Source organism: Stenotrophomonas sp. YJH_SMC_33, from assembly GCF_059372295.1.
Genome location: NZ_JCAFVJ010000013.1, coordinates 77014 through 89168 on the forward strand (window position 1 = coordinate 77014; position 12155 = coordinate 89168).

General features: G+C 66.4%; 8 protein-coding genes and 1 pseudogene. 5 read left to right on the forward strand and 4 right to left on the reverse strand.

The window, feature by feature from the left end; translation table 11 throughout:
• The first annotated feature begins 91 nt into the window (after positions 1–91).
• A pseudogene (locus AC5P9W_RS17190) lies at positions 92–987 on the forward strand (siderophore-interacting protein).
• A gap of 82 nt (positions 988–1069) precedes the next feature.
• Positions 1070–1462, forward strand: coding sequence for a hypothetical protein (locus tag AC5P9W_RS17195; protein ID WP_008265644.1), 393 nt, complete (start codon positions 1070–1072; stop codon positions 1460–1462).
• A gap of 197 nt (positions 1463–1659) precedes the next feature.
• Here AC5P9W_RS17195 and AC5P9W_RS17200 read toward each other — a convergent pair whose 3' ends face one another.
• The 4 genes from AC5P9W_RS17200 to AC5P9W_RS17215 form a co-directional block, all read right to left on the reverse strand.
• A complete protein-coding gene (locus tag AC5P9W_RS17200; protein ID WP_206621877.1) occupies positions 1660–3624 on the reverse strand; it encodes a M2 family metallopeptidase in 1965 nt (654 codons plus the stop codon).
• A gap of 579 nt (positions 3625–4203) precedes the next feature.
• Positions 4204–5853 (reverse strand): phosphoethanolamine transferase, encoded by a 1650-nt coding sequence (locus tag AC5P9W_RS17205; RefSeq protein WP_206621876.1) that lies wholly within the window; start codon positions 5851–5853, stop codon positions 4204–4206.
• Positions 5850–6617, reverse strand: coding sequence for a phosphatase PAP2 family protein (locus AC5P9W_RS17210; RefSeq protein ID WP_021203176.1), 768 nt, complete (start codon positions 6615–6617; stop codon positions 5850–5852). Before AC5P9W_RS17210 ends, AC5P9W_RS17205 begins: the two co-directional genes overlap by 4 nt.
• A gap of 111 nt (positions 6618–6728) precedes the next feature.
• Positions 6729–8459, reverse strand: a complete 1731-nt coding sequence (locus tag AC5P9W_RS17215) for an ArnT family glycosyltransferase (RefSeq protein WP_194445345.1) — start codon at positions 8457–8459, stop codon at positions 6729–6731.
• 104 nt (positions 8460–8563) lie between these two features.
• Here AC5P9W_RS17215 and AC5P9W_RS17220 point away from each other — a divergent pair, with 104 nt between their 5' ends.
• The 3 genes from AC5P9W_RS17220 to AC5P9W_RS17230 all read left to right on the forward strand — a co-directional run bounded on the left by AC5P9W_RS17220 (position 8564) and on the right by AC5P9W_RS17230 (position 11920).
• Positions 8564–9277 (forward strand): response regulator transcription factor, encoded by a 714-nt coding sequence (locus AC5P9W_RS17220; protein WP_019662181.1) that lies wholly within the window; start codon positions 8564–8566, stop codon positions 9275–9277.
• Entirely contained in the window at positions 9264–10550 is a 1287-nt protein-coding gene (locus AC5P9W_RS17225; RefSeq protein WP_021203178.1) for a sensor histidine kinase, read from the forward strand. Before AC5P9W_RS17220 ends, AC5P9W_RS17225 begins: the two co-directional genes overlap by 14 nt.
• Before the next feature lie 119 nt (positions 10551–10669).
• Complete coding sequence (locus AC5P9W_RS17230; protein WP_021203179.1) at positions 10670–11920, forward strand: DUF819 family protein; 1251 nt, start codon at positions 10670–10672, stop codon at positions 11918–11920.
• The last annotated feature ends 235 nt before the right edge of the window (positions 11921–12155 follow it).

Consider the following 12155-nt stretch of genomic DNA (forward strand, 5'->3'; position numbering starts at 1 on the left):
GGAACGACCGGACTAGGCTGGGGACTCCAGCCAGCCGGTGCGTGGATGCACGACAGCCAGCCGATCCGATGTCGTTGCATGAGGTTCCCCCATGGCTGCGCAGCAGACCTACCGCCTGTTCGAGGTGGCGCTGAAGGAGCGCCGCGTTCTTTCTCCTTCCCTGGACCGCATGGTATTCACCGGTGCCGACGTGGCGCGGATGAAGACCGAAGGCCCGGACCAGCGCATCAAGGTGTTCTCCCCTTGCCCGGCCAGGACGTGCCGCCGGTGCCCAGCGGCGAGGACTGGTATCCCCGCTACCGGGCACTGCCGGACGACCAGCGCCCGCCCATGCGCACCTACACGATCCGGCAGTTGCGTGCCGAGCAGGGCGAGGTCGACGTTGATTTCGTGCTGCATGGCGAAACCGGGCCGGCCTCGCGCTGGGCCGTCCACGCTCGCCCGGGCGACCGCGTAGTGCTGCTGGCCCCCGATGCCGACTGTGCCGACAGCAGCGAAGGCTGGGAATGGAAACCGCCGATGGGAGTCGGCCAGGTGCTGCTGGTGGCGGATGAAACCGCGCTGCCGGCGGTGGCCGGCATCCTCGAGGAACTGGCGGCCATGGTCGATCCGCCGCGCACGCTGGCGCTGCTGGAGGTGGCGCAGGCCGGTGATGCCGTGCACCTGAAGGCGCCCTCCAGCGCCGAGCTGGTCTGGCTGCCGCGCGGGCGGGCCGCCTATGGACAGCCGTTGCTGCAGGCGGTCCAGGCGCGGTTGGCAGCGGCCCCGGGCGCGGCTGCCGGCGATGCGCTGGAGGAGATCGACGTCGATACGCAGATCCTCTGGGAGCAGGCCGATACCCGCGTGGCCGGGCCGCTGTATGCCTGGGTGGCAGGCGAGGCGGCGGCGGTAATGGCGATCCGTCGCCACCTGGTCCGCGACTGCGGGCTGGACCGCCGCGCGATCACCTTCATGGGCTACTGGCGGCACGGCAAGGTGCTGGACTGACCGTGCTGGATCGAGCACGCGTGAAGCAGCGCTGCGGGCGGGGTGCGTTATCCTTGCGCCCCCTTCGCAGCGGTACCGCACCATGTCCACCAGCTCCAAGACCCGCCGCGACCAGCGCCGTCGCCAGGAAAAGCAGGCCGCCAACAAGGCAGCCGCGCAGGCGTCGCCGGTGGAGCCGCATGCCGAACTGCGCGACGCGCAGCGCACCCTGCTGGCCGGTGTCGTTCGCCGCGATGGCGAATGGGTGCTGGGCATGGATGGCCGCATCGCCGGCCACAGCGAGAGCGCTGCGCAGGTGCTGGCGCTGATCATGCAGGCCGGTGAGCTGCACGAACGCAATGGCACGCCGGTGCGCCTGATGTACTCCGATGCACTTCGTGATGCCGCACAGGCCGAAGCAAAGGAGAAGGGCCAGACCTTCGAGGAGTTCAAGGCCGAGCTGGCCGCGGCGATGGCAGCGAAGAAGAACAGCTGATCCGCCGTGGGTAGCGCCGGGCCATGCCCGGCGAGCGCAGCGGTGCGATGAAGAGCCGCCGGGCATGAATCACTCTCACTGCTTGGCGAAAGGCTCCGCGCGCATGGCGATGCGTTCGCTGCAATGGCGCCCACCGGTCACGTGGGCGCGGCCCGGCGCTACATCAGGGGCGGATCCTCGCGGACCCGCCCCTTTTCTCATTTCGCCGCCGGGGCCGCGTTGGCCTGCCAGCCGCACATCTGGCCTTCGTTCTGCTGCTTCAGCCACTCGTTGACCGGTGTGAAGTACTCGATCATCGGGCCGGCATCGAGCTTGTCGGTGCCGGTCAGCTCCTTCAGCGTGGCCTGCCACGGCTGGCTGGCACCTTTGCTCAGCATCGCCCAGTACTTCTGGCCGGCTTCCTTGTTGCCGTAGAAGGTGCACTCATGCAGCGGGCCCTTGTACCCCGAGGCGTCGCACAGGCCCTTGTAGAACTGGAACTGCAGGATGCGCGCCAGGAAGTAACGGGTGTACGGGGTGTTGCCCGGCACGTGATACTTCGCGCCCGGATCGAAGAATTCTTCGCCACGGCTGCTGGCCGGGGCCACGCCCTGGTACTTGGCCTTCAGGTCCCACCATGCCTTGTTGTAGTTGTCGGCGGTGATCGAGCCATCGAACACGCCCCAGCGCCAGCGGTCGATCATCAGTCCGAATGGCAGGAACGACACGCCCGACAGCGCCATGCGCATCTGGTTGTTGATGACCGCCTCGCGGCTTTCGGTCGGCGCGTCGACCAGGCCGATCGAGCTGAGGTACTTGGGCGTCATCGCCAGCACGATGGTGTCGCCGATCGCTTCATGGAAGCCGTCGTTGGCACCGCCCTGGAACAGCGGCGGCAGCGGGTTGTAGGCCAGGTCGTAATAGATGTGGCCCAGCTCGTGGTAGATGGTGGTGAAATTCTCTTCGTTCGGCTTGATGCACATCTTTGTGCGCACGTCGCCTTCCATGTTCATGTCCCAGGCGCTGGCGTGGCAGACCACGTCGCGGTCGTCAGGCTTGATGAACTGGGTTTTTTCCCAATACGACTGCGGCAGTGACGGCATGCCCAGCGACACGTAGAAGTCCTGCGCGCGCTCGGTCATCTGCTTGGCGGTGCGCAGTTCGGCTTCGCGCTGCGCCTTGTACTGGGCCGCCACACTGGCGTCCTTGCCGGCCTTGGCCAGCGCCGCGCTCAGGTTGGTCTGGTACTGCTTTTCCAGTGCAGCGGTGATGTCCAGGCTGCCGGCACCCGGATATGGTTCCAGCTGGTCCCACAGGTTGGACCAGTCCTGCTGCCACATGTTGCCCAGCAGGTGCGCGGCGATCAGGCCATTGCCCACTTCGGCCTTGTCCTTGCCGTAGGTCTTGTCCAGCTTGGCGCGCGCATAGCAGTGCAGCTGTTCGTACATCGGCTTGACCTGTTCCCACAGGCGATCGGTTTCCGGGCCGATCTGCTCCGGCGGCATGTCATAGCCGCTGCGCCACATCTGGCCGGCATCGGTGAAGCCCATGCCCTTGGCGCCTTCGTTCACCAGGCCGACGAACTTCTGATAGTCGCCCCGCATGTTCTTGGTGGTGCTGTGCCAGCCCTGCCAGGCGTCGAGCTGCTTGTCGTAGTCGCGGCTGCGTGCCAGCACCTGCTCCAGCTCGCCCAGCTGCCGGCAGGAGTTCGGGTCGTTGGCATCGGTGCAGTACTTGCCGGCGCCATAGCTGCCTTCCATGCGCGTGGCGATCTGGGTCAGCTCGGCCAGTTTGGCCGGGTCGCGCGGCGCCGGCATCGACGACATCAGCTTCAGCAGGTGGATCGCGCGCTTGCTGTCCTCGCTCATCGGCTTGCCGTCGAACTTGGCGGCCTGTTCGATCCAGCTGTTGAGCTGGGTCAGCGAGCGCTCGTTGGCCTTGGCCGCGATGCGTTCGGAATCACTGTTGATGTAGGTGGAGGACAGCCACTGCGCCGAGGTCATCTCCGGGTAGGCGGCCTTGAACTCGGCATTGATGCGGGCCACGAACTGGTCGGCGGTTTCGCCGGCCGGGGCGCTGCTGCTGGCGGTATCGGTGCCTGGGGTGGGTTCCTTCTTGCAGGCGGCCAGGGCCAGCGTGGCGGCGGCGACAGCCGAGGCCAGCAGGAGATGACGGTGTTTCACGGGCGGTCCTTGGGTGGTGAACGACGGCCGAAGGCTAGTGGGCCGTCGCTGCCACCGCAAGTGGCGGAAGTCGGCCGGGCCGCGCCCGGCACCCGCAGAGGCTTTCAAGCAACGGCAAAGCCGAAGCAACAGCAACAGCGGACGATCCGTGGTTTGGCGGGGCGGGTCCGGTTGCGGGGGGCGCCGTAAATCCGTCCATGGAGGCTCGGTCGCGCCATCCATGGCGCTCACGCCCCCGCAACCGGACCCACCCCGCCTTCGACAGATTTCCGCGACCTTTCATTGATCCACGCCATGCGTGGATGCTTTTCGAATTCAATTCGACTATTCGATTCCGATGGAAATTCATCCACGCATGGCGTGGATCTACCAGATCGGGACAATCTGTCAGAGGTGGAGCGGTGTCGGAGTGCGGGGTGTCAGCCGCATGGATGCGGCTGCCAAGCCTACATGGACGTACTTGCGGCGTCCCCGCATTCCGACACCGCCCCGCCAAGCCACGAATCGCCTGCTTCTGCTGTTGCCGTTGCTTGTGCAGTGGCCTCGGCGGGTGCAGGGCGCAGCCCTGCCGACAAACCCTCAACTCTCGCAGTTGGCGAACACGTCGCGGTCGCGCTCGTATAGCGAGGTCTTCACCTGCATCAGGCCCAGCACCGACGGGAACAGGTTGTCATGGTCGGTATATGCCGTCGAGCGCTTGCGCACGCATTGCAGGTCCAACCCGCGGCTGCTCGCGAAGCCCGGCGAGAACCACATCGTCATCGGTACCCGGGTCTGCTCGGCCGGGGCGATGGCGTAGGGCACGCCGTGCAGGAACAGGCCTTTTTCGCCCAGCGATTCGCCGTGGTCGGACAGGTAGATCATCGCCGTGTCGTAGTCCTGCATGCCCTGCAGCGTGCCGATGGTCTTGCTCAGGAAGTGATCGGTGTACAGCACGGCATTGTCGTAGCTGTTGGTGATCTCTTCGCGCGAGCAGCGGCCGATGTCACGGGTATCGCAGGTTGGCTTGAAGCGGGCGAAGGCGGCCGGATAGCGCTCGAAGTAGGCCGGTCCGTGGTTGCCCAGCTGGTGCAGCACCACCACCCGGTCGCCGGGCCTGGCCCGCACCTGGGTGGCCAGGTCCTGCAGCAGGATCTCATCCATGCAGCGGCCATCGGCGCACAGGCCCGGCGTGGTGGCATCGGACAGCGACTGGAAGTCCAGGCCTTCGCACACGCCCTTGCAGCCGGACTGGTTGTCACGCCACAACGGCACGATGCCGGCGCGGTCCAGGACGTGCAGCAGCGACTGGTGCGCACGGATCTTCTTTTCGTCGTAGTCGTGACGACCCCATGGGGAGAACAGGCACGGTAGCGAAACCTCGGTGCTGGTGCCGCACGAGTGCATGTCCGGGAAATTGATCACGCTGGCCTGCGCCAGTTCCGGCGTGGTGTTGCGGCCACCGTTGAGCCCCCAGTTCTGCGCACGCACGGTCTCGCCCATGACGATCACCAGCAGGCGCGGCTTGCTGGCCGGCGCGCGCGGGGTGGCCTTGGCATCGGTACCGATCGGCAGCTTCGGCGCGCGCTGCACCGGATTGTCGCCACGCAATGCACGCGGCATGCCCAACAGGACATTGGCCGGTGTCGCGAGATAGCGCACTTCACGCTGGTTGCGCATCAGTGCCGAGACATCCTGGAACGAGATCAGGGCACCGCCGATGGCGGTCACTGCGGCTACTGCAAGGAAGCACAGCCGCCACAGCAGGCTGCGGCCCCAGCTGCGGCGGCGCAGCTGCACGCGCCACAGCACCAGCATCGGCAGCACCGCCAGCAGCAGTACCGGCCATATCAGCGACACGGTCATCAGCTCGCGGCTTTCCTTGGGGTCGGTCGCCAGCACGTTGCGCAGCATGTCCGCATCCAGGTAGATGTGGTAGCGGCCCATGTAGTGCGCGGCGAACGCGGTCACCAGCAGCAGCAGGCTGATCACCACCTTGGCATTCCAGCGCCAGACCAGGATGCCGAGCAGCACGCCGTGCGCACCCAGCAGCAACAGCAGCAGCGACAGCGCGTAGCGCAGGCTGCCCGGATGGCTGGCCATCGCGCTGTGCCAGAACAGGCCGTTGCCGGCCACCGCGAAGAACAGGCTGGTCAGCGCGATCAGCGCTTCGGTGGACAGCTGTGGCCGCCAGTGGCGAAGACCCGCCAACGCAGAAGGGCCGGCGGGGCGTTGGACCGATGCACTCATGCGTTTGCTTCCTGGCGGTTGGGACGGTCCAGCGGATGGCGGATCAGGATGCCTTTGACGATCAGGTACAGGCCGAGTGACAGCAGCCAACATATCAACGCGGTGGCAACATCATGCGAAAGGAAATGCGCGCCGCGCAGCTGCTGGCTGATGCCGAACACCAGGCCGGTGCCGAGGCCGATCCACAACCCAGCCCAGCGCCACGACGGGCGCCACAGCAGGGCGAAATAGTACAGGCACAGCCACGCATAGCCCGCGCTGGCGTGGCCGGCAGGGAAGCACGCCTGGGCGGGCATTCCGGCCGGGCGCTGCGTGAAAAGGCCGATATAGGGCTGATGGCCACCGTAGCGCAGCAGGTCCCAGGGACATTCCATCGGCACCAGGGCCTTCAGCAGGGAGATCACGCCCGTCCCCAGCGCCATGGCAATTACGACATAAAGCAGCGCCCATCGCAGGGTGCGATCGCCTCCCTTGCGCCAGTGGTGCACGCACAACAGGATCGCGACCAGCGCCGCCGACGTGCTCAGCCATTTGCCGGCCTTGTGCACCACTGTGCGGGTGACCCAGGCGTCCTGCAACGCCCAGTGGCCACCTTCAAGACGGAACAGGTGATCGGCGACCCATTGATCGCCGCCGAAACCCATCAGCAGCGTAAACAGGGGCAGACCGATTGCGACAGGCAGCCAGAAGTGAGTTACGGCGAATCTTGACGCCAGTGGCGATGTCGCAGGCGGCGCAACCGCATCAATGGGACGAACGGGCATGCTGGGAAGGGGCGGTTCGGGAATCCGCGCTCATGCTCGTCACCTTGATGTCGGAGAAGGGTCGGACGCCCGTTCGCGCCGGGTTAATGACTCCCCGGCGCACGTCAACGTTCAGTCTTCGTCTGCGGTCGATCCTGTCCGTTCGGCGTGGCATTCCGGGTTCCACGCGGAGCCGGGAAGCAGTTGCCAACGATTCCTGTTGGCCATGCCGATGTCGATCACTTTGGCCGGGTCCACGCAGGGACTCATTGCATCGTCCAGCACCAGCAGCCAGCGCTTGTCCGGCGCTTCGGCGAGCCAGGGGCCGGCATCGTGCCATTGCTCGGCCCAAGGCCGCTTGAAGCCGAACTCGCGCACCGCGCGGTCGGCCTGCAGCAGGTTCTGCTCGCGCCAGGCGACCAGCGCCAGTTCGGCGTCCGGCCCGATCCGTGCGCCGACCCGGCGCATCAGCGCCGATGCCGAAGCGTAGGGATCCAGCGCCGGAATCAACACCAGGCCGTAGAGCATCCACAGCATGCCGTGGGTCAGCAGCACCAGCGTTGCGGCGCGGCGCACCCGCAGCCACACGATCAGCGTGGCCAGGGCGATGGCGAAGGTCAGCAGGCCATCGCCCAGCACCGGCAGCAGCGTATCGGGCATTGCCCGGCGCTCAAGCTGCGCAAGGGCCCAAGGGTGCTCGGTCAACAGCATGACGCCGAGCACGCCGGTGGCCAGCATCAGCACCACGCTGTAGCCGAACAGGTAGCGGCGCACGCACAGCCGGCGCAGCAGGCCCGGCAGCAGTGGCGCCGCCGCCAGTGCCATTGCCGGCAGCATCGGCAGCACATACACCTCACGCTTGCCCGGGCTGGCGCTGAAGAACACCAGCACCAGAATGGCCCAGCCGAGCAGCAGCCACTGCCGGCGGTCGCCTCGGCGGAGGCGGCGCCACCAGGGTCTGAACAGCATCGGCAGCAACAGGCTGCCGGGCAGCCACAGGGTCAGGATCACCTGCAGGTAGTACCAGACCGGTTGGCGGTGGTGCCAGGCGTTGGCATAGCGGGTACCGGTCTGCTTGAACAACAGCTCATGCGCGTAGGCCTGCAGTTCGGCGCTGGGCGTGTGCAGCAGGGCCCAGCCCAGCGGCGCAAGCCACACCGACACGCCCAGCAGGAAGGCCGGGATCAGCCACAGCAGCGTTGCCGGGTGCGGACCATCCCCCCTGAGGCCGCGGCAACGCTGGTACAGCCACCAGCCGAACCATGGCAGCACCATCAACAGCGGCAGGAAACCCACACCCTTGGTCACTGTCCCCAGGCCGGCCGCGAAACCCGCCAGCCACAGTGCGGGCAGGTTGCGGCGCTCGCAGAGATGGCGCATCAGGCCCCACAGGGCCACCGTGGTCATGCCCACCAGCACCATGTCGATCTGCGCGCGCTTGGCCATCAGCCCGAACTGCAGGGTGCAGAACAGCGCCGCCAAGGCATACAGGGAATGCCGCGGTGACCACAGCCGGCGTGCCAGATCCGACACCAGCCACAGGCTGAGCAGGGCGCCCAGCAGCGACGGCAGCAGGAACGACCACTGCCAGCTGCCGACGATCTCGTAGGCCGCCGCCTGCAGCCACATGAAGACCGGTGGCTTCTCCGCATACAGCTCCACGCCTCGGTGCGGCAGCAGCCATTGCCCGCTTTCGACCATGGTCCGGGCCGCCAGCACGAAGCGCGGCTCGTCCGGCGGCTGCGGCTGCCGAAGGCCGATCCCCGCTGCCAGCGCAGCAACGATCAACAGCCACAACAGGGGCAGGCGCCAACGGCGGGGCAGGGCTACGGGCACGGCAGGCTCCGGGAGCAAAACGGCCATTCTGAGGTGGCGGGGGTGGGAAAAGCGTCAGAGCGGGGCCGGGGCGACCGCATTCCGACATGCGCGGCGCTACCATGGTACGAACTTCCGTGGGTGTTTCGTGCATGCGTCTGTTGGTGATCGAGGACAACCGCCAGCTGGTAGCCAACCTGTTCGACTATTTCGAGTCGCGCGGGCATGTGCTTGACGTGGCCCCGGATGGCATCACCGGCCTGCACCTGGCCGGCAGCCACCCTTACGACGCCGTGATCCTGGACTGGATGCTGCCGCGCATGGAGGGCCCGGAGGTGCTGCGCCGGCTGCGCGCCGAGCAAGCATCGGAAGTGCCGGTGATCATGCTGACCGCGCGTGACGAGCTGCCGGACAAGATTGCCGGCTTCCGCGCCGGTGCCGACGACTACCTGACCAAGCCGTTCGCGCTGCCAGAACTGGAGGTGCGGCTGGAGGCGCTGTTGCTGCGTGCGCAGGGCCGCAACCCGCGCAAGCGCCTGCAGGTGGGCGACCTGGTACTGGATCTGGCAACGCTGGAGGCCCAGCGTGGGGGCCAGCTGCTGCACCTGTACCCGGCCTGCCGCAAATTGCTGGAAGTGCTGATGCGGGCCAGCCCGGGGGCGGTGACACGACAGCAGCTGGAGTTCGCCCTGTGGGGCGATGAGCCGCCGGATGGTGACCTGCTGCGCTCGCACGTCTACGAGTTGCGTCGCAGCGTCGACGGCCCGTTCGCCAAGAAACTGATCCACACGCTGCCGCGGGTGGGCTACCGGTTGGCGGTGAGTTCCACCAGCGATGCCGGCAAGGATGACGATGAAGGCGCGTAAGCCGGGCCCGTTGTACCGTCGGGTCGTGTGGTGGTTGCTGGGCTATCTGGCGCTGCTTTCACTGGCGGTGTTCAGCGTTGGCAACTATGTGCACGAGCATGCCGAGCACGCCGCCTGGCGCGCACTGCTCAACTCCGAACTGGACAGCATCGTCGAGCACGTCGAGCATGAGCCGCATTACCGCTGGCAGGATTCGGACACGCTCAGCCTGTATCGCTTCGATGCGGTCAACCTGCCCGACGCTCTGCGTACGTTGCATCCGGGGCTGCATGACGGCGTAATGATCAAGGGCCGTGAGACGGCGGTGATGGTGCGCGAAACCGAGTCGATGGGCCGGGTCGCGCTGGTTCTGGACATTTCCGATTTTCATGACCTGGAACAGTTCGCCACGCGCTGGGTGATGCTGGCCGGGGTGATCATGATCTTCGTCACCGTACTGATGGCGTCGTTCGGCATGGAACGCATGGTGCGCCCGCTGAGCCTGCTGGCACAGCACATCGCCGCGTTGCGGCCGGGCGTGCAGGGCCAGCGCATCGAGGTCGATCCACGCGGCAGTTCCGAACTGCATACCATCGCCGATGCACTGAACGATTACCTTGACCGCAATGAGCAGTTCGTCGAGCGTGAGCGGGTCTTCATCAGCACCGCCAGCCACGAACTGCGCACGCCGATCGCGGTGATGACCGGTGCCGCCGAACTGGCACTGGAGCAACCGGGCCTGCCCGAGCGCGCCCGCCAGCAGATGCAGCGGGTGTTGCGAACGGCGCAGAGCGTGGAGCAGTTGATCGAGCTGCTGCTGGTGCTGGCGCGCGATCCGGCGCGCCTGGCGGCGCGTGCCGAGCGCATCGCGCTGGACCAGCTGCTGCCGGAGATCGTCGACGACCATCGCCACCTCCTCGGCGACAAGGACCTGAGCATCGGTATCCAGGCCGCGCCGGTGGATATCGTCGCGCCGATGGCGGTGGTGCAGGCGGCGATCGGCAACCTGCTGCGCAATGCCATCGAGAACAGCGGTCGCGGCCATATCGAACTGCAGCTGAGTCCGTCGGCGGTGCTGACCCTGCAGGACCCCGGGCACGGCATGAGCCCGGAGGAGATCGCGGCGATCCATGCACGCATGGCCCGCGGCGGGCGTGCCGACCGTGGCAGCGGCATCGGCCTGGACCTGATCGCGCGGCTGTGTGAACACCTGGGCTGGACACTGCAGTTGCAGCCCTGCGAGCTGCGCGGGACACGCGTCACCCTGGACTTTGGCGCTTCGCGCCCCGCCTGATCAAGCGGCCGACCTGCTCCGCGCTGCGGCATGACCCGGCGTGAAGACAGTGTTAATCTGGAACTGCGCCGCTTTATGCGGCGCTTTTTTTTCCGCTCTTTCGATCGACAGAGGATCCCATGCCGACCGAACCCGCTACCGCCCTGATCAGCAACGATATCGTTGGACTGGGCCTGATCGCCGCCACCCTGGCCCTGATCTTCTGGGCTGCCAGTGGTCCGACCCCCTTGTTGAAGAAGATCTTCGCCTGGGTGCCGGCGCTGCTGCTGTGCTACTTCATTCCCGCCATCTACAACACCGCCGGTGTCATCGATGGCCACAACACCTCGCTGTACAACCCGGTCGCGCGTGACGTGCTGCTGCCGGCTGCACTGGTCCTGCTGACCCTGTCGATCGATCTGAAGGGCGTCATCAAGCTCGGCCCGAAGCTGTTGCTCGTGTTCTGTGCCGGTACCGCTGGCATCATGCTCGGCGCAATCGTCTCGTTCCAGCTGATGAAGCTGATCCACCCGGAAACCGTGGCCGGTGATACCTGGGCCGGCATGGCCGCGCTGGCCGGCAGCTGGATCGGTGGCGGCGCCAACATGGTGGCCATGCGCGAGGTGTTCGGCACCGACGCCACCACCTTCGGCCAGTTCGCCGTGGTCGACGTGGCCTGTGCCAGCCTGTGGATGGCGATCCTGCTGTTCCTGGCCAACCGCGCGCAGCAGATCGACACCCGCAACGGGGCCGATACCCGCGCCATCGACGAGATGAAGGCACGGATCAGCGCCTACGAGGCACAGAACGCGCGCATTCCCAGCATGACCGACCTGATGGTGATCGTCGGCGTGGCTCTGGGTGGCGTCGGCCTGGCCCACGCCATCGCCGCGCCGCTGTCGGGCTGGTTCAAGGCCAATATCAGCTGGGCCAGCCAGTTCAGCCTGGACAGCCAGTTCGTGTGGGTGATCCTGCTGTCCACGGCGATGGGCCTGGGCCTGAGCTTCACCCGTGCGCGCCGGCTGGAAGCGGCAGGCGCTTCGCGGCTGGGCACGGTGTTCCTTTACTTCCTGATTGCCTGCATCGGCATGCAGATGAACCTGCTGTCGCTGCTGGACAGGCCGTGGCTGTTCCTGCTCGGCGCGATCTGGATGGCCACCCACGTGCTGGTGCTGTGGGTGGTGGCCAAGCTGCTGCGCGCGCCGCTGTTCTTCTTCGCCATTGGTTCGCAGGGCAACATCGGCGCAGCCGCTTCGGCTCCCGTGGTGGCAGCAGCGTTCCACCCGACGCTGGCGCCGGTGGGCGTGCTGCTGGGTACGGTGGGCTATGCCACCGGCACCGGGCTGGCGTATGTCACCGGCCTGATCCTGAAGTGGATGGCCGGCGGCTGAGTCCTGAGCTGACGATCATGTTGCGTGTTCACGGCAATTGCCGTGGACACGCTTTCCCCGTGCAGAGCCGAGCCCACGCTCGGCTTTCTTTTTGCCTGCCACCGGATAGATCCACGTCATGCGTGGATGCACTTCATGGGTATCCATGAACAAAGAAAGGACAGATCCGTTTCCCCGCGGAAACGGATCTGCCCCCTGATGCTTCTTGCCGTCAACGGAAATCTGTCGAAGGTGG